The sequence below is a fragment of the Pseudomonas sp. GGS8 genome (genome assembly GCF_024168645.1).
GTDB lineage: Bacteria > Pseudomonadota > Gammaproteobacteria > Pseudomonadales > Pseudomonadaceae > Aquipseudomonas.
In genome coordinates, this window is record NZ_JALJWF010000001.1 from 2509850 (window position 1) to 2535047 (window position 25198).

A 25198-nucleotide genomic window follows, 5' to 3' on the forward strand; every position below is an offset into this window, starting at 1 on the left:
CATGTTGTGGCCAGGGACTCTGATTGGAGCCGGAGCGGGCTTTGCCATAGCCAGCATTCCGGGGGCCATGCTCGGTGCTTTATTGGGACAGGCGCTGGATCGGCGTTTGCACCTGCAGAGCTGGGCGCATTTATGGGAAAAATTCGGTGGCCGCTCGGTGCTGCGCAACGATGAACTTTTGTTCGTGTTGCTGGGTCGATTGGCCAAGAGCGATGGGCGGGTGGTGGATGGCCACATCCAGCAGGCGCGGCAGGAAATGCGTGCGCTGGAGATGACCGAGTCGGCGCAACGTCGGGCGATAGCCGCATTCAACCGCGGCAAGTCGGGACACGACCGGTTGCGCAGTTATCTGCGACGCTTGAGTGCTCAACCCCATGCGGCAGAAGGCGTATTGCGTGCCTGTTGGCGGATGGTCTGGGCCGATGGCCGCGCCGGCAGCAGTGAACGCGAGCTGATTGCCCAGTGGGGCAAATGGTTGGGTTGGACGCCGCAACAGGTGCAGGCGCTGGCGAGCGACTACGAGCCGAAGCGCCCATTGGTCAGCAGTACGATCACGTATCAGGAGGCCTTGCGGCTATTGGGCGTGTCGGCGACCAGCGAGCCGGCACAGATCAAACGCGCCTATCGGCGTCTGCTCAGTCGCCATCATCCGGACAAGATTGCCGGCAGCGGTGCGACGGCGTTGCAGGTTCGTGAGGCAACAGACAAAACACGTGAACTGCACAGCGCCTACACGTTGATTCGTGAGCGGCGGGATTTTCGTTAGCAAGTAGGATTTGTGTCGTCAGTGATGCCGCGATGAGGGCGACTCGGTCTGATCAGTCCGCCACAGGCTGCGGATTCAACCATCCCCGCACCCGACGAACCAACTGCTCTTGCTCAGCCTTGGCATTGCCCGGCAGTGCCTTGAGCGATACCTGACTGAACGCCGACGTCTTCAGGCGTTTGTTGGCCTGCAAGCGTTCCAGTGCCGCGCTGCGATCCAGCGGTTTGTCCGTATAGAAAATGTCGGCGGTCGGCAGCTTGATCGTCGGCGTCAACTCGGCAAGCTCGGGCTTCGCCGTAACAGGCGTCTGAGCGGCGACCATCACGAACTTCTCGACTTGCGATGGCTGCTTCTCGCTCAGATAACGCGCAGCCCAGTACGCGCCGGTGCCATGCCCCAGCACGACGACCCTGCGAGCGCTTTGCTGTTCGGAATAAGCGATGGCCGCGTCGATGCGGGCGAAGATTCGCTCGGCGTCGGCTTTGGCCTGTTCTTCGGTGGTTTCGGCGATGGCCTTGTCGGCCACTTCCGCTTCGCCGCCGGCCGCCTGTTCGATGGGCGCCGCGGTGGTCGAGTCTTTGCTGGCGGTATCAGGCGCTTTGGGCGCGGGTGCCACTTCGACGATACGTGGCGCAATGGCTTCGCTTTGCAGGTCCGGCAAGGTGATACTCAGGCTGCTCCACTCGGCGTCCGGCAATTGACGGCGCAATGGGCTGATTGCTTGCGGCCAGTCAACGGTTTCACCGGCACCCGGGATGATAATCACCGCACCCTTGGGCTCGGCGGTATTGGCCGGTTTCCACAAGGCGAGAAAGCTGTCGGCGCCGGCTTGCAGTTGTTGCTGTTCCTGTGCAGGGATTTGTCGCTCAAGTGCCGTCGCTTCTTCCTGACTACGCTCAAGCAGCGGCTGGCGTGCGACCGGTTTTTCTTCGGCGGGTTTTTCCGCAGTGGCAGGTGCCGGGTCGGCCGCTTCGACGGAAAAGGCGCACGGCAGGATCAGCGACAGGCACAATGCTGGCAGTGCCAGGCGGTAGACAGGGGGCATCGGATATTCCAGGCCAGAAGTTATTCCGGCAGCCTAATGGGTTGGTCAGTATTTGTCAGTGTGTGAGACTTCGATGATGCATTTTCGCTGCCTGTGGGTTATCGGCTGTTTATGGTTTCCCTTGATGGGCTGGGCGGCTCCCGCGCCATCGGCGCACGTCGTGTCATTGTCTTCGGCGCAACAGCAATGGCTGGCGCAGCATGAAGAGTTGCGGGTCGGGGTGGTGTTGCAAGCGCCCTATGCCCAATACGATCGCCGCTTGCAGCGCCTGTCCGGGGTGAACATCGAGTTGATGAAGTGGCTGGCCAAATCGCTCAAGGTCGAGCTGAGCTGGCGTAATTATCCTGATCTTGCGCAACTGGAAGCCGCCGCGCGTGAAGGCGATATCGATATCGCGCCGGGGCTGACCCAAACTCCCGTCGGTTTACGGCTCTGGCAATTTTCCGATCCGTACATGCGGGTGTCGCAACTGGTGGTCAGCGACCAGAAGAGCACCGGTGTGGTGGAGCTGGAAAAGCTCGACAGTCAGACCCGCGTCGCTGTGCGGATGCCTAGCGTCACCGCCGATTTCTTGCGTAGCACCTATCCGCATCTGAACCTGCAGGGTGTGCCTCTGGAGCGCCAGGCGCTACAACTGTTGTTGAGTCAGCAGGCCGGTTACGCGGTGGTCGATGAAGCGCAATTCGGGCGTCTGTCGGCCGAGCCTGAGTTCGCCGGGCTGGCCGTGGTGGGTGACATCGGTTTCCCGCAATTGCTGCGAGTGGCCACGCGCCGGGACTGGCCGGAACTGGCCGGCATCGTCGAAAACGCGCTGCGCGCGATTCCGGCCAAGGATCTGGAGCAACTGCACAATCAATGGCTGCAACCCAAGTACCCGCGGCTGTCCGATTCACCGGCTTTCTGGAAAAACCTCTGCCTGCTCTTGCTGGTGTTGCTGCTGAGCAGCATGGCCATTGTGTTCTGGCAGCGTCGTCAGCAACACAGTCTGGAGCAACGTTTGCTGGCGGCGCGCGAAGACATTGCCCTGCGCGAGGCCAGCGAAGAGGCCTTGCGCCTCACGCAGTTCTCCATCGATCAAAGCACCGTCGGCATCCTTTGGGTCAACTGGGACAGCCATGTGCGCTACGCCAATCGTGCCGCCGAAACCATGCTCGGCTACCCGGCGGGCGGGATCATTGATCGGCCCTTGATCGATTTCGAGCCCGGTTTGCACATGGACCGCTGGCTGAACCTGTGGAAGCGCGCCCGGGCCAGCGAGGAAGGGCCGCTAAGTTTCGAAACCAACTGTGTGCGGGCCGACGGCAGTGTTCTGCCGGCGGATGTTTCGTTGAGCTTTTTGCGGTTTCGCGAGGGCGAATACCTGGTGGTTTACCTCAATGACGTCACCGAGCGTCGGCGTGCCCTGGCCGCCTTGCAGGAAAGCGAAGCGCGACTGCAGGGGATCGCCGCCAACGTCCCCGGGCTGGTCTTTCGTCTGGAGCGCGCGCCAGTGACCGGGCAGATCGACTTTGCCTACATCAGTGAAGGCAGCGAGAGCCTGGTGGGGTACTCGCCCGCTACCCTGGCCCATCGTGACAAAGGCCTGCGCAGCCTGGTGCATCCGGATGACAAGGCCAGTTATCACCAGACCCAGGACCATGCACTGGACACCGACAGCGACTGGTCATGGCAGGGACGGATTCTGACCCGTCAGGGCGAACAGCGCTGGGCCGAGATCAAGGCCATTACCCGCCGTCTCGAAGACGGTACCTATGTCTGGGACGGGATCGTCTGGGACATCACCGAGAGCAAGCGCATCGAACTGGAGCTGGCGAGCTCCCGTGAGCAACTGCGCGAGCTGTCTGCGCACCTGGAGAGTGTGCGGGAAGAGGAGAAGGCGCGGATTGCCCGGGAAGTTCATGACGAGCTGGGGCAGATGTTGACTGTGTTGAAGCTGGAAACGTCCATGTGCGAGTTGGCGTATGCGCAGCTCGATCCGGGCCTGCACGAGCGTTTGAATAGCATGAAGCGTTTGATTGCTCAGCTGTTTCAACTGGTGCGTGATGTGGCCACGGCGCTGCGGCCACCGATTCTCGATGCCGGGATCGCCTCGGCCATCGAGTGGCAGGCCCGACGGTTCGAGGCGCGCACGCAGATTCCGTGTCTGGTACAAGTGCCGGATAACTTGCCGGTACTCAGCGATGCCAAGGCCATCGGGCTGTTTCGGATTCTTCAGGAAGCGCTGACCAATGTCATGCGCCACGCCCAGGCGCATACTGTCGAACTGACGTTGGCGCTTGAGGGCGATGAACTTTGTCTGACTGTCAGCGATGATGGCGCAGGATTTGTCGCCGTACCTGGCAGGTCGACATCCTTTGGCGTGGTTGGCATGCGTGAGCGGGTGTTGATCATGGGCGGGCAATTGTCGCTTGAGAGTGAGCCGGGGGAGGGCACGACCCTGACGGTGCGAGTACCGCTGGATGAAGCCTGATGGTTGTATGTTTTTGAGCTGGCGCCTTCGTCGGATCGCCGCCCGGAGCAAGCCCGCTCCCACAGGGGTTTGTGTAGGTGCACAGATCTTTGACGCCCCTCAAATCACTGTGGGAGCGGGGCTTGCCCGCGATAGATCTTGGCTCTGACATAAGAAGAATGGAGAAGAACGTGATCCGTGTACTGGTAGCCGAAGACCACACCATCGTTCGCGAAGGCATCAAGCAATTGATCGGCCTGGCCAAGGACTTGCTGGTGGTCGGGGAGGCGAGCAATGGCGAACAGTTGCTCGATACCTTGCGCCATGTTCCCTGCGAAGTGGTGTTGCTGGACATCTCCATGCCTGGGGTCAACGGCCTGGAAGCGATTCCACGGATTCGCGCCTTGAATAATCCGCCGGCGATTCTGGTGCTGTCGATGCACGACGAAGCGCAGATGGCCGCTCGGGCGTTGAAGGTTGGTGCTGCGGGTTACGCGACCAAGGACAGCGATCCGGCATTGCTGCTGACGGCGATTCGCAAGGTCGCGGCGGGCGGGCGCTACATTGACCCGGACCTGGCCGACCGCATGGTGTTCGAAGTCGGCCTGACCGATGCGCGGCCGCTGCACTCGCTGCTGTCGGAACGTGAATTCTCGGTATTCGAACGCCTGGCCCAGGGCGCCAACGTCAACGATATCGCTCAGCAACTGGCCTTGAGCAGCAAAACCATCAGTACCCACAAGGCGCGGCTGATGCAGAAACTCAACATCACCTCCCTGGCCGAACTGGTGAAGTACGCGATGGAACACAAACTGCTCTGACACACCCAATCCATGGGTTCACTGCAAATCCCTGTGGGAGCGGGCTTGCCCGCTCCCACAGGACCGTGTCGGCATGTCCATTTGCGACATGCACGCAAAGCCGCTTTTACCGGTTCCTGCGGCCTGCAGCTCACCGCCTGTCGCCATCGCGAATTGGCATATCCATCCCCGCCACCCTTGTAGGGCAATCCCTACCCTCAACCTTCCATCCGGCTGAGGCGATTCTCTCCTGCGCCCCGATTTGCGCGGCTCCCAGCGTCCACTAGGCTTAATCCACAGCAGTCATCAATAACAAAGGTGTGGGTATGAGCCAGGTTGATTCAAGCGCAGGGGCCAGCGATGTTCTGGTCAGCTTTCGTGGTGTGCAAAAGAGCTACGACGGCGAGAACCTGATCGTCAAAGACCTCAACCTGGAAATTCGTAAAGGCGAATTCCTGACCTTGCTCGGGCCGTCCGGCTCCGGCAAGACCACCAGTCTGATGATGCTCGCCGGTTTCGAAACGCCGACCGCCGGGGAGATTCAACTGGCCGGGCGTTCCATCAACAACGTGCCACCGCATAAGCGCGACATCGGCATGGTGTTCCAGAACTATGCGTTGTTTCCGCACATGACCGTCTCCGAGAACCTGGCGTTCCCGCTGACCGTGCGCGGCTTGAACAAAAGCGATGTCAGCGACAAGGTCAAAAAAGTCCTGAGCATGGTGCAGCTCGACACATTCGCCCAGCGCTATCCGGCGCAACTGTCCGGCGGTCAGCAACAACGTGTGGCCTTGGCCCGCGCCCTGGTGTTCGAACCGCAACTGGTGCTGATGGACGAACCCCTCGGCGCACTGGACAAACAACTGCGCGAACACATGCAGATGGAAATCAAACACCTGCACCAGCGCCTCGGCGTGACCGTGGTCTACGTGACCCACGACCAGGGCGAAGCCCTGACCATGTCCGACCGCGTCGCCGTGTTCCACCAGGGCGAGATCCAGCAGATCGCGCCACCGCGCACGCTCTACGAAGAGCCGAAAAATACCTTCGTCGCCAACTTCATTGGCGAGAACAACCGCCTCAACGGTCGCTTGCACAGCCATACCGGCGACCGCTGCGTGGTCGAGCTCGGTCGTGGTGAAAAGGTTGAAGCCCTGGCGGTCAACGTTGGCAAGACCGGCGAACCCGTCACGCTGTCGATTCGTCCGGAGCGCGTGAGCCTCAATGGCTCGAGCGAGTCCTGTGTCAACCGCTTCTCGGGAAGGGTGGCGGAATTCATCTATCTGGGCGACCACGTCCGGGTTCGCCTGGAAGTCTGCGGCAAGACCGACTTCTTCGTGAAACAACCGATTGCCGAGCTCGATCCCGCTCTGGCTGTCGGCGACGTGGTACCGCTTGGCTGGCAGGTCGAACACGTTCGCGCGCTCGACCCACTTCTAGAGGCGCATTGATCGCCCCCTGCTTCACCAACACCAACCCTGCACGTGGAGAGAACAATAAATGTTGAGATCCCTGAAATTCACCGCCCTGGTCGTCGGCATGATGGGCGCGGCGCATGCAATGGCGGCTGGCCCGGACCTGACCGTGGTGTCCTTTGGCGGGGCGAACAAGGCGGCGCAGGTCAAAGCCTTCTACGCACCATGGGAAGCGGCGGGCCACGGCAAAATCGTGGCTGGCGAATACAACGGCGAGATGGCCAAGGTCAAAGCCATGGTCGACACCAAGAGCGTGTCCTGGGACTTGGTGGAAGTTGAATCGCCGGAACTGTCCCGTGGTTGCGACGAAGACATGTTCGAGCAGCTTGATCCGAAGCTGTTCGGCAAGTCTGAAGACTATGTCAAAGGCGCTATCCAGCCGTGCGGCGTAGGTTTTTTTGTGTGGTCGACCGTGCTGGCCTACAACGCCGACAAGCTGAAAACCGCTCCGACCAGTTGGGCTGATTTCTGGGACACCAAGAAATTCCCGGGCAAACGTGGCTTGCGCAAAGGCGCCAAGTACACCCTGGAATTCGCCTTGATGGCCGATGGCGTTGCGCCGAAAGACGTCTACAAAGTACTGGCCGGCAAAGACGGTCAGGACCGCGCGTTCAAGAAACTCGATGAACTCAAGCCAAACATCCAGTGGTGGGAAGCCGGCGCACAACCGCCGCAATACCTCGCCTCCGGTGACGTGGTCATGAGCTCGGCCTACAACGGCCGGATCGCCGCGGTACAGAAAGAAAGCAACCTGAAAGTGGTGTGGAACGGCGGCATCTACGACTTCGATGCATGGGCGATTCCAAAAGGCCTGGACAAGACCCGTGCCGAAGCGGCGAAGAAGTTCATCGCTTTCTCGGTACAGCCGCAACAGCAGAAGACCTACTCGGAAAACATCGCCTACGGCCCGGCCAACACTCAGGCCGTGCCATTGCTGTCCAAGGATGTCCTGAAAGACATGCCGACCACCCCGGAAAACATCGCCAACCAGGTGCAGATCGACGTCAGCTTCTGGGCTGACAACGGCGAGCAACTGGAGCAGCGCTTCAATTCCTGGGCTGCGAAGTAACCAGAGGGCTAGCCCTCTTGTGAGGGCGAGCCTTTGTGGTGAGGGGGCTTGCCCCCGTTGGGTCGCGAAGCGGCCCTAAAACCTGCAACCGCGATGTATCAGGTACACCGGATGCAATGGTTTCACGGCTGCTTCGCAGCCGAACGGGGGCAAGCCCCCTCGCCACAATTTCGCTCCCCCTTATCGATTGATCAAAGATTTCCGGAGTACGCCATGGCTATCGCCGTTCCCGTGAACGCGGGCACCGACCCCACCTTGAAGCAGCGGCTTAAGCACGCCGAGCGAATCAACCGCTGGAAAGCACAAGCCTTGATCGCGCCGTTGGTGCTGTTTCTGTTGCTGGTGTTCCTGGTGCCGATCGTGGCGCTGCTCTACAAAAGCGTCGGTAACCCGGAAGTGGTCGGCGTCATGCCGCGCACCGTGGCAGCCATCGCCAGTTGGGATGGCCGAGGCCTGCCGGCAGAGCCTGTGTACAAGGCCGCCAGCGAAGACCTCGCCGAAGCCCGCAAGAATCAGACCTTGGGCGACTTGTCCAAGCGCTTGAACATGGAGTTGGCCGGCTACCGCAGCCTGCTGACGAAAACCGCGCGCGCCTTGCCGTTCGCCACGGAGCCTGCCTCCTATAAAGAAGCACTGGAAGGGCTCGACGAGCGTTGGGGTGATCCGGCTTATTGGCAAGTCGTGCGTCGCAACACCAGTGGCGTGACGCCGTATTACCTGCTGGCCGCCGTCGATCACCGTATCGACGACCTCGGCGAACTGGCTCGGGCCACTCCCGATCAGGCGATCTACCTCGACATCTTTGCCCGGACCTTCTGGATGGGCTTGATCATTACCATGATCTGCCTGGTGCTTGCCTATCCGCTGGCCTACCTGCTGGCGAACCTGCCCTCGCGGCAAAGCAACCTGCTGATGATTCTGGTGCTGTTGCCGTTCTGGACCTCGATTCTGGTGCGGGTCGCGGCGTGGATCGTGTTGCTGCAATCGGGCGGCTTGATCAACAGCGGCCTGATGGCCATGGGCGTCATTGATAAGCCGCTGGAATTGGTGTTCAACCGCACCGGGGTCTACATCTCGATGGTGCACATCCTGCTGCCGTTCATGATTCTGCCGATCTACAGCGTGATGAAAGGTATCTCGCCGACTTACATGCGTGCGGCGATTTCCCTCGGCTGCCACCCGTTCGCCAGTTTCTGGCGGGTGTACTTCCCGCAGACCTATGCCGGTGTGGGCGCCGGTTGTCTGTTGGTGTTCATCCTTGCCATCGGCTACTACATCACCCCGGCGTTGCTGGGCAGCCCCAACGATCAGATGGTCAGTTACTTCGTCGCCTTCTACACCAACACCAGCATCAACTGGGGCATGGCGACCGCGCTCGGTGGGCTGTTGCTGCTGGCGACCGTGGTGCTTTATCTGATTTACAGCTGGCTGGTGGGCGCCAGTCGCCTGCGCCTGAGCTAAGGGGAGAATGAAATGCTGAGTCCTTATATGTCGCCCATCGAACGGGTGTGGTTCTACAGCTTGCGGATACTCTGCGGCTTGATTTTGTTGTTCCTGATTCTGCCGGTGCTGGTGATCATCCCGCTGTCGTTCAACTCCGGGAGTTTTCTGGTCTATCCGCTGCAAGGCTTCTCGCTGCACTGGTATCAGGACTTCTTCGCTTCGGCGGAATGGATGCGTTCGTTGAAGAACAGCATGATCGTGGCTCCGGCAGCGACCGTGCTGGCGATGATCTTCGGTACGCTGGCGGCGATCGGCCTGACCCGGGGCGACTTCCCGGGCAAGCCTCTGGTGATGGCGCTGGTGATTTCGCCGATGGTGGTGCCGGTGGTGATCATTGGTGTGGCCAGTTACCTGACCTTCGCGCCACTGGGGTTCGGCAACAGCTATACCTCGTTGATCGTGGTGCACGCCGTGCTGGGCGTGCCGTTCGTGATCATCACGGTGTCGGCGACCTTGCAGGGGTTCAACCAGAACCTGGTGCGGGCCGCGGCCAGCCTGGGCGCTTCGCCGCTGACGACGTTCCGCCGGGTGACCTTGCCGTTGATTGCGCCGGGGGTGATTTCCGGTGCGCTGTTTGCCTTCGCCACCTCGTTCGATGAAGTGGTGGTGACGCTGTTCCTCGCGGGTCCCGAGCAAGCGACGTTGCCTCGGCAGATGTTCAGCGGCATCCGCGAAAACCTCAGCCCGACCATTGCCGCTGCCGCGACGCTGCTGATTGCGTTCTCGGTGATCCTGTTGCTGACCCTGGAATGGCTGCGTGGGCGCAGCGAAAAACTGCGGACCGCCCAGGCCTGAAGCCACGGGCGGTAATAATGTGGGAGCGGGCTTGCCCGCGATGACGGTGTATCGGCCAACACTGATGTTGGATGTCATGACGCCATCGCGGGCAAGCCCGCTCCCACAGGGATTCAGGGTAATTTCGGAATCTGCGGTGATTCATGATCTGAATAGCAGACAAACCCCAATCCCCAGCTACTATTGTGCCCAGCTCCCCTATCTATAAGAGGCTGCGCACATGAGTCTTTCCTCTTTCAAAATCGCTCACAAACTAATCACCGGCGCAGGTGCCATTGAGCAACTGGCGGCTGAGCTCAGACGTCTGGACATCGACAACCCGCTGATCGTCACCGACGCCGCGCTGGTCAACTCCGGCACGGTAGAGCTGGCGCTGGCGCAGCTGGGCGAGCGCAGCTATGAGATTTTCGATCGAGTGCTGCCGGACCCGGAAATCGCCATCGTCGAAGATTGCATGCGGGTTTACCGTGAGGGCGGGCATGACGGGTTGATCGGCCTCGGTGGAGGCAGCGCCATCGACATTGCCAAGAGTGTCGCGGCCTATGCCGGCTACCACGGCGCGCTGGAGGATTTGTTCGGCGTCGATCAGGTGCCGCGCAAAGGCCCGCCGCTGATCGCGATCCCGACCACCGCCGGCACCGGCTCGGAAGTGACCAACGTGGCCATCCTCTCCGACAAGGTCGCGCAGATGAAGAAGGGCATTATCAGCGATTACCTGTTGCCGGACGTGGCGCTGGTCAGCCCGCAAATGACCCTGACCTGCCCGCGCAGTGTCACCGCCGCCAGTGGCGTCGACGCGCTGGTGCACGCCATCGAGTCCTACCTGTCGCTCAACGCCTCGCCCATCACCGATGCCTTGGCCATTGGCGCGATCAAGTTGATTGCCAAGGCGCTGCCCAAGGCTTACGCCAATCCCGGCCACCTGCAAGCCCGCGAAGACATGGCCACTGCCAGCCTGATGGCCGGCATGGCGTTTGGCAATGCCGGGGTCGGCGCGGTGCATGCATTGGCGTATCCGCTGGGCGGGCGTTTCAATATTGCCCACGGTGTCAGCAATGCCTTACTGCTGCCGTATGTCATGACCTGGAACAAGATGGCTTGCGTGGAGCGCATGCAGGATATTGCCGAGGCCATGGGGGTAAAGACCGCTCACCTGAGCGCCAGCGAAGCAGCGGACAAAGCCGTGGAGGCGATGACCGAGCTGTGCGCAGCAGTCGAAATTCCGCTGGGCCTGCACAGTTTCGGGGTGCCCGAGGAGGCGATTCCGGCCATGGCCGTGGAAGCCGCTGGCATCGAACGGTTGATGCGCAACAATCCGCGCAAGTTGAGCGCCGCCGATATCGAGAAGATCTACCGAACGGCCTATTAGGACTTGCCCCAATCATCGCAGCACAGTGCGCGTGTCAAAGCATGAGGTATACAATGCGCGCCATCGTGATTCTGCTCAAAAAAGGTGCGTCATGCAGCCCTTCGTTATTGCTCCGTCGATTCTCTCCGCCGATTTCGCCCGCCTGGGCGAGGAAGTGGACAACGTCCTGGCCGCCGGCGCCGACTTCGTGCACTTCGATGTCATGGACAACCACTACGTGCCGAACCTGACAATCGGCCCGATGGTGTGCTCCGCGCTGCGCAAATACGGCGTGACTGCGCCGATTGATGCGCACCTGATGGTCAGCCCGGTGGACCGTATCGTCGGTGACTTCATCGAAGCCGGTGCGACCTACATCACCTTCCACCCGGAAGCCACGCTGCACGTCGATCGTTCCCTGCAACTGATCCGCGAAGGCGGCTGCAAGGCGGGTCTGGTGTTCAACCCGGCGACCCCGCTGGACGTGCTCAAGTACGTGATGGACAAGGTCGACATGATCCTGCTGATGAGCGTCAACCCAGGCTTCGGCGGGCAGAAGTTCATTCCCGCCACCCTCGACAAGCTGCGTGAGGCGCGGGCGCTGATCGATGCCTCCGGTCGTGACATTCGCCTGGAAATCGACGGCGGGGTGAACGTGAACAATATTCGTGAAATCGCCGCTGCGGGCGCCGACACTTTCGTGGCCGGTTCGGCGATCTTCAATGCGCCGAACTACCAGGAAGTGATTGAAAAAATGCGCTCCGAACTGGCGCTGGCTCGCCCATGAGCGGTTTTGAGCAGCTGTTCCCCGGGCGTCTGCCGCGGCTGGTGATGTTCGATCTGGATGGCACGCTGGTCGATTCGGTCCCTGACCTCGCGGCGGCTGTGGATAACATGCTGCTCAAGCTCGGGCGTGACCCGGTCGGCATTGAACCGGTGCGTGAGTGGGTCGGCAACGGCGCGCCGGTGCTGGTGCGCCGTGCATTGGCCGGCGGCATCGATCATTCGTCGGTCGATGACGGCGAAGCCGAAGGTGCACTGCAGATTTTCATGGAGGCCTACGGTGAGGGGCATGAGCTGACCGTGGTCTATCCCGGTGTGCGCGACACCCTGAAATGGCTGAACAAGCAGGGCGTGGCGATGGCGCTGATCACCAACAAGCCGGAGCGCTTCGTCGCGCCGCTGCTGGATCAGATGAAAATCGGCCGTTACTTCAAATGGATCATCGGCGGCGACACCCTGCCACAACAGAAACCCGACCCGGCCGCGCTGTTTTTCGTGATGAAAATGGCCAACATTCCGGCGTCGCAATCGTTGTTCGTCGGCGACTCGCGCAGCGATGTACTGGCGGCGAAAGCGGCGGGGGTCAAATGTGTGGCCCTCAGTTACGGTTATAACCACGGCCGGCCGATTGCCGAAGAGTCGCCGACGCTGGTGATCGATGATCTGCGCAAACTAATTCCCGGTTGCCTGGATCCGGCCGCTGAGATAACGTTGCCCGACGCTGTTCAACCCCCTGCTGGAAACGCCATCGTGGTGGTCACTCGCAAACTCTGGATGAAAGTCATCAAGGCCCTGGCCCGCTGGCGTTGGCGCGCCTGACTTGTTCCTGGCCGGCGTACCGGCGCGTTTGCATACCTGACCGTTAGACCCTCAAGCCACGAGGCACCTCATGATCCGCGAAGAATTCCTGCGTTTGGCCGCTGCCGGCTACAACCGCATCCCGCTTGCCTGCGAAACCCTGGCCGACTTCGACACGCCGCTGTCGATCTACCTGAAACTGGCCGACGAGCCGAACTCCTATTTGCTGGAGTCGGTGCAGGGCGGCGAGAAATGGGGCCGCTATTCGATCATCGGCCTGCCGTGCCGCACCGTATTACGGGTTCACGATCACCACGTCAGCGTGACCCACGACGGCGTCGAGATCGAAAGCCACGACGTTGAAGACCCGCTGGCCTTCGTCGAAACCTTCAAGGCACGCTACAACGTGCCGACCATTGCCGGTCTGCCGCGCTTCAACGGCGGTCTGGTGGGTTACTTCGGTTACGACTGCGTCCGTTATGTGGAGAAGCGTCTGGGCAAATGCCCGAACCCGGACCCGCTTGGCGTGCCGGACATTCTGCTGATGGTGTCCGATGCGGTGGTGGTGTTCGACAACCTCGCCGGCAAGATGCACGCGATTGTCCTGGCCGATCCGTCGCAGGAAGATGCCTTCGAGCAAGGTCAGGCGCGTCTGCAAGCGCTGCTGGAACAACTCCGTCAGCCGATCACTCCGCGCCGTGGCCTGGACTTCAGCAAGCAGCAATCAGCCGATCCGGTGTTCCGTTCGAGTTTCACCCAGGACGATTACGAAAAAGCCGTCGACACCATCAAGGAGTACATCCTGGCCGGTGACTGCATGCAGGTCGTGCCCTCCCAGCGCATGTCGATCGACTTCAAGGCTGCGCCTATCGACCTGTACCGGGCGCTGCGTTGCTTCAATCCGACGCCGTATATGTACTTTTTCAATTTCGGCGACTTCCACGTCGTCGGCAGTTCACCAGAAGTGCTGGTGCGGGTCGAAGACAACCTGATCACCGTGCGCCCGATTGCCGGCACTCGCCCACGCGGGGCCAACGAAGAGGCCGACCTGGCACTGGAAAAGGACCTGCTGTCGGACGACAAGGAAATCGCCGAGCACTTGATGCTGATCGATCTGGGCCGCAACGATACTGGTCGTGTCTCGGAAATCGGTTCGGTGAAGCTCACCGAGAAAATGGTCATCGAGCGTTATTCCAACGTGATGCACATCGTGTCCAACGTCACCGGCCAATTGAAGGCCGGGCTGACGGCGATGGACGCACTGCGGGCGATCCTGCCGGCCGGCACCTTGTCTGGCGCACCGAAGATTCGTGCGATGGAAATCATTGACGAACTGGAACCGGTCAAGCGTGGCGTCTATGGCGGCGCGGTCGGTTACTTCGCCTGGAACGGCAATATGGACACCGCAATTGCGATCCGCACCGCCGTGATCAAGGACGGCGAACTGCACGTACAGGCCGGTGGTGGCATCGTCGCCGACTCGGTGCCGGCGCTGGAGTGGGAAGAAACCCTGAATAAACGTCGCGCCATGTTCCGCGCCGTGGCCCTGGCCGAACAGACCCCGGACGCCTGAGCCGCAGACCTGCACTGTACCTGTGGGAGCGAGCCTGCTCGCGATGAAGGGGCTATCACATCAAACAGCGATGTCGCCTGATACACCGCATTCGCGAGCAGGCTCGCTCCCACGGGGATCTCATCAGCATAAAAAAAGCGGCGCCTGTAAGGGCGCCGCGTTTTTTTGTTGCCTGCGATCTAGAAGTCCAACGCAACCCCAACATTAATGCCTTGCTGGGTGAAGTCATCATCCTTGCGAATGTCATAACTGGCCCGCAATGCCAGGTCCTTGGTGAGGTTGTGACTCACGCCCGTCGGCACTGTTTTCCGAGTAACCGTCGACTTCTACCTTGGCGAAATCAGTGCTCACGAATGGCGACAAGTGCCACGGGCTGCTCGCTTCTGGCGCGATGTCATAACCCAGGCGGCCGCTGATGGCGACCTGGTAACCGTCGGTGTCGCCTTTCTCCCCGCGTTCATTGACTTCCGGCGAGCGGTACAAACAACGTCTGTTTGATCATGAGCAAGGCCGTTTATTTATTGTTGTAGTGATAACGAAACGACAGTACCAAAAGCTTTTGGCCTTTTGCCATCCGTCGCTAACCCTTCAATTGTTTCGCGAGCTGTCGCTCCGGCCATATTGCACGCTCTGCCCAGCTAAGTTACTGTGCCGAGACGTATGAATGAGACCTTCCCCGTGTTGATCGTCAGCAAACTCCTGGATCAAGTCATCAAGGCACACGCCCGTTGGCGTTGGCGCGCCTGAATCTTTTCTGCCGGCCTGGCCGGACCTGTACCGCTTTGCCTTCTTTACCTGTATGAAATGCCGCTTTGCTGGCGCCACTCCAGCACCTGTCAAAGCGCAGCGCACTGCGGGTAAATCATTAAGGCCGTATTAAAAGTCAGTGAATTCAAGAGGTTCTTAACGCCATGTTGCTGATGATCGATAACTACGACTCTTTTACTTACAACGTTGTGCAATACCTCGGCGAGCTGGGCTCCGAGGTCAAAGTCGTGCGCAACGATGAACTTACCATTGCCGAAATCGAAGCCCTCAAGCCTGAGCGCATCGTCGTGTCTCCCGGTCCTTGCACCCCGACCGAAGCCGGTATTTCCATCGAAGCGATCAAACACTTCGCCGGCAAGCTACCAATTCTCGGCGTTTGTCTGGGGCACCAATCCATCGGTCAGGCGTTTGGTGGCGATGTGGTCCGTGCCCGACAGGTCATGCACGGTAAAACTAGCCCGGTATTTCACGAGGATAAGGGTGTATTCGAAGGTCTGAATCGCCCGTTGACGGTCACCCGCTACCATTCGCTGATCGTCAAGCGCGAAACCCTGCCCGATTGCCTGGAGCTGACTGCCTGGACCCAGCTCGAAGACGGTTCGGTGGACGAGATCATGGGCCTGCGTCACAAGACGCTGAACATCGAAGGTGTGCAATTCCACCCTGAGTCTATCCTCACCGAACAGGGACATGAGCTGTTCGCCAACTTCCTCAAACAAACCGGCGGCATGCGCTAAGGACTTTCCATGGATATCAAGACAGCCCTGAGCCGTATCGTCGGCCACCTCGACCTCAGCACCGATGAGATGCGCGATGTCATGCGCGAAATCATGACGGGGCAATGCACGGACGCGCAGATTGGCGCGTTCATGATGGCCATGCGCATGAAGAGCGAAAGCATCGACGAGATCGTCGGCGCCGTGACGGCGATGCGCGAGTTGGCGGACAAGGTCGAACTCAACACTCTGGACGGCGTGGTCGATGTGGTCGGTACCGGCGGTGACGGCGCGAACATTTTCAACGTTTCGACCGCTTCTTCGTTCGTGGTTGCGGCAGCCGGTTGCACCGTGGCCAAGCACGGTAACCGTGCGGTGTCGGGTAAAAGCGGCAGTGCCGACCTGCTGGAAGCAGCGGGTATCTACCTGAACCTGACCCCGGTTCAGGTGGCACGCTGCATCGACAACGTCGGTATCGGTTTCATGTTCGCCCAGACCCATCACAGCGCCATGAAGCACGCCGCCGGCCCGCGCCGCGAGCTGGGCCTGCGCACCTTGTTCAACATGCTCGGCCCGCTTACGAATCCGGCCGGTGTGAAACACCAGGTGGTGGGAGTGTTCAGTCAGGCGTTGTGCCGGCCATTGGCCGAAGTCTTGCAGCGCCTGGGCAGCAAACACGTGCTGGTGGTGCACTCGAAGGATGGTCTGGACGAATTCAGCCTGGCGGCCCCGACCTTTGTCGCGGAGTTGAAGAATGACCAGATCACTGAGTATTGGGTCGAGCCCGAGGATCTCGGGATGAAGAGCCAGAGCCTGCACGGTCTGTCGGTGGAAAGCCCGGTGGCTTCCCTGGAACTGATTCGCGATGCCTTGGGCAAGCGCAAGACCGAAAACGGTCAGAAAGCTGCCGAGATGATCGTGCTTAATGCCGGTGCCGCGCTGTACGCCGCCGACCATGCCTGCAGTTTGAAAGAAGGCGTTGCCCTGGCGCACGATGCGCTGCACACAGGCCTCGCTCGGGAAAAACTTGAGGAATTGGGTGCATTTACCGCGGTATTCAAAGTGGAGAATGAGGGATGAGTGTACCGACGGTTCTGGAAAAGATTCTGGCCCGCAAAGTCCAGGAAGTCGCCGAGCGTAGCGCTCGTGTGAGCCTGGCGGAGCTGGAAAACCTGGCCAAGGCGGCCGATGCACCCCGTGGTTTCGCCAAGGCATTGATTGATCAGGCCAAGAAGAAACAGCCGGCGGTGATTGCTGAAATCAAGAAAGCTTCGCCAAGCAAGGGCGTGATTCGCGAGAACTTCGTGCCTGCGGATATTGCCAGGAGTTACGAGAAGGGCGGGGCTACTTGCCTGTCGGTGCTCACCGACATCGACTATTTCCAGGGGGCGGATGCGTATCTGCAACAAGCCCGGGCGACGTGCAAGCTGCCGGTGATCCGCAAAGATTTCATGATCGATCCGTACCAGATCATCGAGTCCCGCGCCCTGGGCGCTGATTGCGTGCTGTTGATCGTCTCCGCACTGGATGACGTGAAAATGGCCGAGCTGGCGGCCGTGGCCAAAAGTGTCGGCCTCGATGTGCTGGTGGAAGTCCACGATGGCGACGAGCTGGAGCGGGCCTTGAAAACCCTGGACACGCCGTTGGTGGGCGTGAATAACCGCAACCTGCACACCTTTGAGGTCAGCCTGGAAACCACCCTCGACCTGTTGCCACGTATTCCGCGTGATCGTCTGGTGGTTACCGAAAGCGGCATTCTTAATCGGGCCGATGTCGAGCTGATGGAAATCAGCGACGTGTATGCCTTCCTGGTCGGCGAAGCGTTCATGCGCGCCGAAAGCCCGGGTACCGAACTGCAGCGTCTGTTCTTTCCCGAGCGCGGTGTTCCAGTGAGCGGTTCTACGCTCGACTGAACACATTTTCGCAGGCACCCGATCCCCTGTGGGAGCGGGCTTGCCCGCGAAGAGGCCATCAAGCACCCCCAAAGACTTCATGTCTTACGGAGTCATCCATGCCCCAGCCAACCTCTCTGACCATCGAAGCCGGCCTGCTCGCCGAACAGGACCTGTTGGCCCATGTGTGCACCGGTGATTCGGAGTACGGCTTGCTGTTCTGGCAACCCACAGACCGCGCATTGGTCATGCCTCGTCGATTGAATCGTCTGCCACAGTTCGACAAAGCATGCGAAATATCTGCCGCCGCCGGCTGGCCGGTACTGCTGCGCGAAACCGGTGGAGAGCCGGTGCCGCAATCGGCATCGACCCTCAATATCGCGCTGGTCTACGCGCCACCGCGCAGCGAGGGTGACCAGAATCGGATCGAAACCGGCTATCGCCGGCTCTGTGACCCGATTTGCCAGCTGCTTGACGAGTTGGGCGGCATGTCGTCCCTGGGCGAAATTGAGGGCGCGTTCTGCGACGGCCGTTTCAACGTCAACCTCGATGGTCGCAAGATGGTCGGTACCGCTCAGCGCTGGCGGCAGAGCAAGGGCGGTCAGCGTCCGGTCGGGCTGGTGCACGGGGCGATGATGATCGATAACGAACGAGAGTCAATGGTCGAGGCGGTCAATCGTTTCAACGAAGCCTGCGGTCTGGAACAGCGGGTTCGCGCAGAAAGCCATATTGCCCTGCATGAAAAATTTGCCGCTCCTGATGCGCTGGAGCGGCTCGATGCGATGTATCGCCACGTGCTGGCAGACGTGTTCGGGGCTTAAGTGTTCGAAGCTTAAGTTCACCAAGCTTCAGTTTTCAGAGGTTAGCGCGTACCGAAGACCACCATGGTCTTGCCTTTGACATCGACCAGGTTGCGCTCTTCCAGATCCTTGAGCACGCGGCCGACCATCTCACGGGAGCAACCGACAATCCGGCCGATCTCCTGACGGGTCACCTTGATCTGCATGCCATCCGGGTGGGTCATGGCGTCTGGCTGCTTGCACAGTTCCAGCAGGCAGCGGGCAACGCGGCCGGTCACGTCGAAGAACGCTAGGTCGCCGACCTTGCGCGTGGTATTGCGCAGGCGTTGTGCGATTTGTCCGCTGAGCACGTAAAGAATGTCTGGATCCTGTTGAGATAACTCGCGGAATTTCGCGTAGCTGATTTCCGCGACTTCGCATTCGACTTTGGCGCGAACCCAAGCGCTGCGCTCCTGTTCGAGTCCGGCTTGTTCAAATAGACCCAGTTCGCCGAAGAAGTCGCCGGAGTTGAGGTAGGCAATGATCATTTCACGGCCGTCATCATCCTCGATCAGGATGGTCACCGAACCTTTGATGATGAAGAACAGCGTGTCCGAGCGGTCGCCGGCACAAATGATGTTGCTCTTGGCGGCATAGCGACGGCGCTGGCAGTGCATCAGCAGCTTGTCGAGGTTCTTGATTTTGGGTGTGGGGGTAATAGCAACCATGGTTGTATCCCGAAAAGACTGCACGGTGTGTTTGTTTTTTTAGACGCTGGCGAGGCCGGCGATCCTTTATTCGCTAAAAATCTGGCTGCGCGCCAGTGAATTGACGCCAGCTTAACAGACGTATTCCTTCAAGATTCGAGAATTTGCCTACGATGCATATGGTTATGTCCTAGAAAGGCGAGGCGCTGCCAATCAAGGGCCCTGTGCTAAGCTGGCGACCCTTTTTTATACAGTGGAGTCTTGGCGATGAAGGCACGCATCCAATGGGCAGGCGAAGCCATGTTCCTCGGTGAATCCGGCAGCGGTCACGTCGTGGTCATGGACGGTCCGCCCGATGCCGGCGGTCGTAACCTGGGTGTCCGGCCGATGGAAATGCTCCTGCTGGGTGTTGGCGGTTGCAGCAATTTCGACGTGGTCAGCATCCTCAAGAAGTCTCGTCAGGCCGTTGAAAGCTGCGAAGCCTTCCTTGAAGCCGAGCGTGCGACCGAAGATCCAAAGGTGTTTACCAAGATCCACATGCACTTCGTAGTCAAGGGCCGCGGGCTGAAAGAAGCCCAGGTCAAGCGCGCGATCGAGCTGTCGGCCGAGAAGTATTGCTCGGCCTCGATCATGCTCGGCGCGGCTGGCGTGGCGATTACTCACGACTACGAGATTATCGAGCTCGGTTGAATCGACATTCAACTATCATAAAAGCGGTGCAGACTCTGGTGATCCATAGCCGACGTCTGCATAATGCGCCACTTTTTTCAGGGCAGTGATCGGTCAGCCGACAGGTCACTTGCCTGAACAGACAACCAAAATCGCCATCGCGAAGAGGTGTTAACCGTCCTACGCAGGTGCGTCGTTCGCATCTGACGGGCATGCTTGATCACGCGGCCAGCCCGCAATACATAGAGAGTTTTTAACGGTGAAAAGCAAACTCAAGCTCCACGGGTTCAATAACCTGACAAAGACCTTGAGCTTCAACATCTATGACATCTGCTACGCGGAAACCCCGCAAGACCAACAGGCTTACGTCGAGTACATCAATAAAGAGTACAACGCCAAGCGCCTGACGCAGATCCTCACAGAAGTTGTCGATATCATTGGTGCCAACATCCTGAACATCGCCAGTCAGGACTATGAACCCCAGGGCGCCAGCGTCACGATTCTGATCTCTGAAGAGCCGGTGACCCCCACCGACAGTCAGATTGAAGAGTCTCCGGGCCCATTGCCCGAAATCATTCTGGCCCACCTCGACAAGAGCCACATCACGGTGCACACCTACCCGGAAATCCATCCGGTGGACGGTATCGCGACGTTCCGTGTGGACATCGACGTGTCGACCTGTGGCGTCATTTCACCGCTCAAGGCGCTCAACTTTCTGATTCACCAGTTCGATTCGGATATCGTGACTGTGGATTACCGCGTGCGCGGCTTCACCCGTGACGTTGAAGGCAAGAAGCACTTCATCGACCACGAGATCAACTCGATCCAGAACTACCTCTCCGAAGACACCCGCGACGCGTACCAGATGACCGACGTGAACGTGTATCAGGAAAACCTGTTCCACACCAAAATGCTGCTGAAGAACTTCGAACTGGATAACTACCTGTTCGGCGACGCCACCAGCAACCTGTCTTCTGAGCAGCGTGCCCAGGTGACTGAGCGTGTGAAACACGAAATGCTTGAAATCTTTTACGCGCGCAACATGCCGAGCTGAGATTTTCGAGTACAAAAAAAGGCGACTACTTTGCGGTAGTCGCCTTTTTTATTGCTTGCTTGGCACGGCCCCCGGTAGGAGCGAGGCTTGCCCGCGATATAGGCGCTGCCAAACGATGCGACCGTTAGATCCGATAAGTACTCTTGGTCATCACCTTGGCCAAAAGGCTCATCCCGAACTTCACCGGTGCAGGAAAGCGCAAACCCCCAGCATCCAGTGCGCTTTCGGCATGGTGCTCTTCATCGATGCGCATCTGCTCAAGGATCGCCCGGGATTTTTCGTCCTCGGGAGGCAGTTGCTCAAGGTGTTCGTTCAGGTGTTTGCAAACCTGATGCTCGGTGGCGGCAACGAAACCCAGGCTGACTTTGTCGCTGATCAACCCGGCCACCGCGCCAATCCCGAACGACATTCCGTAGAACAGCGGATTGAGAATGCTGGTATGGCTGCCCAACTGGTGAATGCGCTGTTCGCACCAGACCAGATGGTCGATTTCCTCTTCGGCGGCATGTTCCATGGCGGCGCGCACTTGCGGCAGCCTGGCGGTCAGGGCCTGACCTTGATACAGCGCCTGGGCACAGACTTCGCCGGTATGGTTGATGCGCATCAAGCCGGCGACGTGCCGGGTGTCCTCGTCGCTCATTTGCGCATCCGGCTGCACGATGGCAGGCGACGGACGGTAGGGCTGGCCACTGAAGGGCAGCAAAGTACGCATCGCGGCATCGGCTTGCAGCAGAAGACGGTCAATTGGCGAGTAGTGACGTTGGGTAGTCATGCTGACCTCCGGGAAGAATCTCGGCGGCCAGTTTAACCCAATCGGCCGGGAAGGGTTTGCGCTGGGTCATTTCCGGTGGGAGCGACACCAAGCCTTGCTCCTACAGAGACGGTTGGCGAATCAACCCGGCGGCCAGTGCATCTGGCGCTGACCCAGCACATGCATATGAATGTGATAAACGGTCTGCCCGCCCAATTCATTGCAGTTCATGACCACCCGGAAACCTTCTTCACAGCCCAGTTCCAGAGCCAGACGCTGCGCGGTGAACAGAATATGCCCGGCCAGCGCCTTATCGTCCTCGGTGAGGTCGTTAAGGGTGCGTACCGGTTTCTTCGGGACCACCAGGAAATGCACGGGGGCCTGTGGCGCGATGTCGTGGAAGGCCAGTACCTGGTCGTCCTCGTAAATGATCTTCGCCGGGATTTCCCGGTTGATGATCTTGGTGAACAGAGTATCCACAGCTGTTTTCTCCGTTGTTTGGCTGGCTTGAGTGTACGCATGGGCCCTGCCTGAGCCCAGTTTTTTACGTTGAAGGCTGGTCAGCGCGGGCAGTACGCCTTATTGACCATGCCCGCGATTGTCCGGGTCAGCCAGCGCGAGCCGAGCCGTGGCAAGAAGGCGAACCAGCGATTCAGGCGACCGGGGATGATAATGGCGCGATTTTTCTCCAGGGCGCGCACGGTATAGAGTGCGACTTCCTCTGGGCTCATCAGCAGTTTGCTCTCGCCCAGCTTGTCGGTGTTCAGTTGCGCGGTGCGGAAAAACGCCGTGCGGGTTGGGCCGGGGCAGAGCACTGACACCTTGACCGCGCATTTTTTCAGTTCGACGCGCAAGCCTTCGGAAAAACTCAGCACATAAGCCTTGCTGGCGTAATAAGTGCTCATCCAGGGGCCGGGATGGAACGCCGCAACCGAGGCGACGTTCAGAATCTGCCCGCCGCCCTGCAAGGCCATGCTGTTACCGATGGCATGACACAAGCGAGTGAGGGCCAGGATGTTCACTTCGATCAGATCCTGCTCGGTCATCCAGTCCTGGGCCAGAAATGGGCCACAGGTACCGATGCCGGCGCAGTTGACCAGCAGATCGATTTGCCGCTCACCTTCCTCCAGCTCCAGCAGAAATCCGGACAGGCGCAACGGTTCACCCAGGTCACAGGCACGAAACAATACTTCCACGCCAAAACGTTGAGTCAGTTCAATCGCAATACTTTCCAGCTGATCACGCTGTCGGGCCACCAGTAACAGGCTGCGGCCGCGCCGGGCCAGCGCTTCGGCCATTGCCAGGCCGATGCCGCTGGAAGCGCCAGTGATCAGAGCGTAACGGGTCATGCAGTTCTCCATCGCAACAGCTCCGCGCCAGCGACGCAGGTGTCACGGGCGGGGAGCGCTGTTCATTCTTTTGCAGAGTCTACAGGGGGCTGGGCCGCTTCGGCTGCATCGTCGGTTGAATCTGCTGCCGAGTCGACTTCGACGGGCGCAGCTTCGACTTCATCGGTGGTCACAGAGCTACTTTGATAGGCGCTATCAGTGGCGCTTTCATACTCATCCTGAATCGCCGTGAGACCTCCGGTCAGCCCGCCAACGAACATGATCGCAATAAACACCAGCCACAATGAAGCCAGTACCCTGACTGCGTTGCTGTTGGGCGGCGGCGGTGCACCATAGCGATTGGCAGTGTTGTTACCCGGCACGATCATGATCACGAACGGGAAAGCGCCCCCCACGAACGGCACAAGGTTCAACAGCCAGAGCCAGCCAGACCAGCCGATATCGTGCAGGCGCTGCACACTGAACTGAATGCTGATGAACGCGAGTATCACGATCAGAATAACGGCCAGCAGACCTGCGACAATCAGGCCGGCAGTCGAGTTGGTGCTGATGAGGCCGAAGCCGAAAATGGCCAGCACCGAGCCAATGCCCAACGTCACCAGCGTCAGAGCCATTGTCCAGGCCAGAAAGCGCAGTCGGCCGATGCGGCCACTGAAACTGAATGCCTTGAGTGTGGCGAACTCCGGCAGCGCTTCGCCGACCGTGGCGCGTGGCGGAGCGTAGGGGGAATCGGGCTCTGCCGATGGCGGTGGGCTGACGTGAACGTCGGACAGGTTCAGCTCGATCGAGGGTTCGGCTTGGATTCGGGCATCAATGCCGGTTTTCGTCAGCGCCTGAAGATAAGTTTGCGCGTCGGCGTGTGACAGGTCGCGTTTGAGCGCAACCGTCCGGCCACTGAACAGGCGTTCGATGGCAGTGACATCGCTTTTGAACAGCTCGGCGAGATTGAGCTTGGCGGTGGTGGCGTCAACACCTGGCAGCAGAGCACCATCGAAGACGATCTTGAAACGGTTTTCGCTCATGGCCGAGGCATCCTTGTCGCGAGAGTTGTAATAGAAAGTGTAACAAGGGGAGTGTAAGGCCGGCCGGGTTGGGCTGGCCAAACTTTCCTGTCAGCGCGGCCAGCGCTTGGGCAGCGCTGCCGCCAGTTCCAGCGCCTTGCGGTATTCGGCGCCGAGACGTTCGACCAGTTGATCGACACTCGGCAGATCCTCGATTTCCCCGACGCCCTGGCCAGCAGACCACACGGTTTTCCAGGCTTTGGCTTCATCGTTCAACGGCTTGAGCTTGGAGCCGAAGTCCACCTCGCCCTTGTTTTGCAGCGCCGCCATGTCGAAACCGGCGGTCTCCAGGCTCTGACGCATGAAGCTTGCTGGAACTCCCGACACCGCTGGAGTATGGACGATGTCCGCGGCTCTGGCAGTCAGGAGCATCTCCTTGTAGGCGTCAGGCGCATGACTTTCCGTGGTGCCGATAAACCGCGTACCGAAGTAGGCCAGATCCGCACCGAGCAATTGCGCAGCAAGAATCTCGTGGCCATGGTTCAGGCAGCCAGCCAGCAGCAGGGTCTTGTCGAAAAACTGGCGAATCTCGGCGATCAACGAGAACGGGCTCCAGGTCCCGGCGTGACCACCGGCCCCCGCGGCAACGGCAATCAAACCGTCGACACCGGCTTCGGCGGCTTTTTCTGCGTGTCGACGGGTTGTCACGTCGTGAAACACCAGGCCGCCATAGCTGTGTACCGAGTCGACCAGTTCCTTCACGGCGCCGAGGCTGGTGATCACGATCGGCACTTTATGTTCGATGCAGATCTCCAGATCCGCCTGCAATCGTGGATTGCTGTGGTGGACGATCAGGTTCACCGCGTAAGGCGCGGGGTTTTCCAGTGTCGCCAGCCCTGCTTCGATTTCTTCCAGCCAGGCTTTGAAACCGCTGCTCTCACGCTGGTTCAACGCAGGGAAACTGCCCACCACGCCATTACGGCAGCAGGCGAGCACCAGCTCAGGGTTGGAGATCAGGAACATCGGCGCCGCCACCACGGGCAGACGCAAGCGTTGTTCGAGCAGAGCGTGCAGCGGCATTGGAAGTACCCCGGGTGAGTGTGCCTGT

At 59.7% G+C, this 25198-nt stretch carries 24 protein-coding genes and 1 pseudogene; 17 read left to right on the top strand and 8 right to left on the bottom strand.

The window, feature by feature from the left end; genetic code table 11:
• The first annotated feature begins 1 nt into the window (after position 1).
• Positions 2–766: a TerB family tellurite resistance protein gene (locus tag J3D54_RS11155; RefSeq protein WP_253418064.1), complete on the top strand. Its 765-nt coding sequence runs from the start codon at positions 2–4 to the stop codon at positions 764–766.
• Positions 767–818: 52 nt separating this feature from the next.
• On the opposite strand, the gene J3D54_RS11160 is transcribed toward J3D54_RS11155, so the two are convergent.
• Entirely contained in the window at positions 819–1811 is a 993-nt protein-coding gene (locus tag J3D54_RS11160) for an alpha/beta hydrolase family protein (RefSeq protein WP_253418065.1), read from the bottom strand.
• 73 nt (positions 1812–1884) lie between these two features.
• Here J3D54_RS11160 and J3D54_RS11165 point away from each other — a divergent pair, with 73 nt between their 5' ends.
• The 10 genes from J3D54_RS11165 to trpE all read left to right on the top strand — a co-directional run bounded on the left by J3D54_RS11165 (position 1885) and on the right by trpE (position 14404).
• Positions 1885–4281: a transporter substrate-binding domain-containing protein gene (locus J3D54_RS11165; RefSeq protein ID WP_253418067.1), complete on the top strand. Its 2397-nt coding sequence runs from the start codon at positions 1885–1887 to the stop codon at positions 4279–4281.
• Positions 4282–4439: 158 nt separating this feature from the next.
• A complete protein-coding gene (locus J3D54_RS11170) occupies positions 4440–5081 on the top strand; it encodes a response regulator transcription factor (protein ID WP_177324957.1) in 642 nt (213 codons plus the stop codon).
• 305 nt (positions 5082–5386) lie between these two features.
• Positions 5387–6511, top strand: a complete 1125-nt coding sequence (locus J3D54_RS11175) for an ABC transporter ATP-binding protein (protein WP_253418069.1) — start codon at positions 5387–5389, stop codon at positions 6509–6511.
• Positions 6512–6560: 49 nt separating this feature from the next.
• The gene (locus J3D54_RS11180; protein WP_253418071.1) at positions 6561–7604 is read left to right on the top strand and encodes an ABC transporter substrate-binding protein; all 1044 of its coding nucleotides are present in this window, start codon (positions 6561–6563) and stop codon (positions 7602–7604) included.
• 213 nt (positions 7605–7817) lie between these two features.
• Positions 7818–9065, top strand: a complete 1248-nt coding sequence (locus J3D54_RS11185; RefSeq protein ID WP_018928863.1) for an ABC transporter permease — start codon at positions 7818–7820, stop codon at positions 9063–9065.
• A gap of 12 nt (positions 9066–9077) precedes the next feature.
• Entirely contained in the window at positions 9078–9902 is an 825-nt protein-coding gene (locus J3D54_RS11190) for an ABC transporter permease (protein WP_253418073.1), read from the top strand.
• 220 nt (positions 9903–10122) lie between these two features.
• Complete coding sequence (locus J3D54_RS11195) at positions 10123–11271, top strand: iron-containing alcohol dehydrogenase (RefSeq protein WP_253418075.1); 1149 nt, start codon at positions 10123–10125, stop codon at positions 11269–11271.
• Positions 11272–11362: 91 nt separating this feature from the next.
• Positions 11363–12037, top strand: a complete 675-nt coding sequence (gene rpe, locus J3D54_RS11200) for a ribulose-phosphate 3-epimerase (RefSeq protein WP_007941649.1) — start codon at positions 11363–11365, stop codon at positions 12035–12037.
• Positions 12034–12852 (top strand): phosphoglycolate phosphatase, encoded by an 819-nt coding sequence (locus J3D54_RS11205; RefSeq protein WP_253418077.1) that lies wholly within the window; start codon positions 12034–12036, stop codon positions 12850–12852. Before rpe ends, J3D54_RS11205 begins: the two co-directional genes overlap by 4 nt.
• Positions 12853–12922: 70 nt before the next feature.
• The gene (gene trpE, locus J3D54_RS11210; protein WP_253418079.1) at positions 12923–14404 is read left to right on the top strand and encodes an anthranilate synthase component I; all 1482 of its coding nucleotides are present in this window, start codon (positions 12923–12925) and stop codon (positions 14402–14404) included.
• A gap of 179 nt (positions 14405–14583) precedes the next feature.
• Here trpE and J3D54_RS11215 read toward each other — a convergent pair.
• Positions 14584–14866, bottom strand: a pseudogene (locus J3D54_RS11215) (autotransporter domain-containing protein); the annotation flags it as partial.
• Positions 14867–15315: 449 nt separating this feature from the next.
• Here J3D54_RS11215 and J3D54_RS11220 point away from each other — a divergent pair.
• The 4 genes from J3D54_RS11220 (at position 15316) to J3D54_RS11235 (ending at position 18601) form a co-directional block, all read left to right on the top strand.
• Positions 15316–15909, top strand: a complete 594-nt coding sequence (locus J3D54_RS11220) for an aminodeoxychorismate/anthranilate synthase component II (protein WP_038981279.1) — start codon at positions 15316–15318, stop codon at positions 15907–15909.
• Between the two features lie 9 nt (positions 15910–15918).
• Positions 15919–16968 carry an anthranilate phosphoribosyltransferase gene (trpD, locus tag J3D54_RS11225; protein WP_253418081.1) on the top strand — a complete coding sequence of 350 codons (1050 nt, stop codon included), beginning with the start codon at positions 15919–15921 and terminating at the stop codon, positions 16966–16968.
• A complete protein-coding gene (gene trpC / locus J3D54_RS11230) occupies positions 16965–17801 on the top strand; it encodes an indole-3-glycerol phosphate synthase TrpC (protein ID WP_253418083.1) in 837 nt (278 codons plus the stop codon). Before trpD ends, trpC begins: the two co-directional genes overlap by 4 nt.
• Positions 17802–17899: 98 nt before the next feature.
• Positions 17900–18601, top strand: coding sequence for a lipoate--protein ligase family protein (locus J3D54_RS11235; RefSeq protein ID WP_253418085.1), 702 nt, complete (start codon positions 17900–17902; stop codon positions 18599–18601).
• 41 nt (positions 18602–18642) lie between these two features.
• On the opposite strand, the gene crp is transcribed toward J3D54_RS11235, so the two are convergent.
• Entirely contained in the window at positions 18643–19287 is a 645-nt protein-coding gene (gene crp / locus J3D54_RS11240; protein ID WP_007941656.1) for a cAMP-activated global transcriptional regulator CRP, read from the bottom strand.
• Positions 19288–19533: 246 nt separating this feature from the next.
• Between crp and J3D54_RS11245 the strand changes: the two genes are divergently transcribed.
• Both J3D54_RS11245 and speD read left to right on the top strand, forming a co-directional pair.
• Complete coding sequence (locus J3D54_RS11245; protein WP_007941657.1) at positions 19534–19956, top strand: OsmC family protein; 423 nt, start codon at positions 19534–19536, stop codon at positions 19954–19956.
• 238 nt (positions 19957–20194) lie between these two features.
• Entirely contained in the window at positions 20195–20989 is a 795-nt protein-coding gene (gene speD, locus J3D54_RS11250; RefSeq protein WP_018928874.1) for an adenosylmethionine decarboxylase, read from the top strand.
• Between the two features lie 124 nt (positions 20990–21113).
• On the opposite strand, the gene coq7 is transcribed toward speD, so the two are convergent.
• The 5 genes from coq7 to J3D54_RS11275 form a co-directional block, all read right to left on the bottom strand.
• On the bottom strand, positions 21114–21761 hold the full coding sequence (coq7, locus tag J3D54_RS11255) for a 2-polyprenyl-3-methyl-6-methoxy-1,4-benzoquinone monooxygenase (protein WP_253418087.1): 648 nt from the start codon (positions 21759–21761) through the stop codon (positions 21114–21116).
• Between the two features lie 120 nt (positions 21762–21881).
• Positions 21882–22220 carry a histidine triad nucleotide-binding protein gene (locus J3D54_RS11260; RefSeq protein WP_007906873.1) on the bottom strand — a complete coding sequence of 113 codons (339 nt, stop codon included), beginning with the start codon at positions 22218–22220 and terminating at the stop codon, positions 21882–21884.
• Between the two features lie 80 nt (positions 22221–22300).
• Complete coding sequence (locus J3D54_RS11265) at positions 22301–23089, bottom strand: SDR family oxidoreductase (protein WP_086944462.1); 789 nt, start codon at positions 23087–23089, stop codon at positions 22301–22303.
• Positions 23090–23151: 62 nt separating this feature from the next.
• Positions 23152–24111, bottom strand: a complete 960-nt coding sequence (locus J3D54_RS11270) for a DUF805 domain-containing protein (protein WP_253418089.1) — start codon at positions 24109–24111, stop codon at positions 23152–23154.
• Between the two features lie 90 nt (positions 24112–24201).
• Positions 24202–25170 (bottom strand): nitronate monooxygenase family protein, encoded by a 969-nt coding sequence (locus J3D54_RS11275; protein ID WP_253418091.1) that lies wholly within the window; start codon positions 25168–25170, stop codon positions 24202–24204.
• Between the last annotated feature and the right edge of the window lie 28 nt (positions 25171–25198).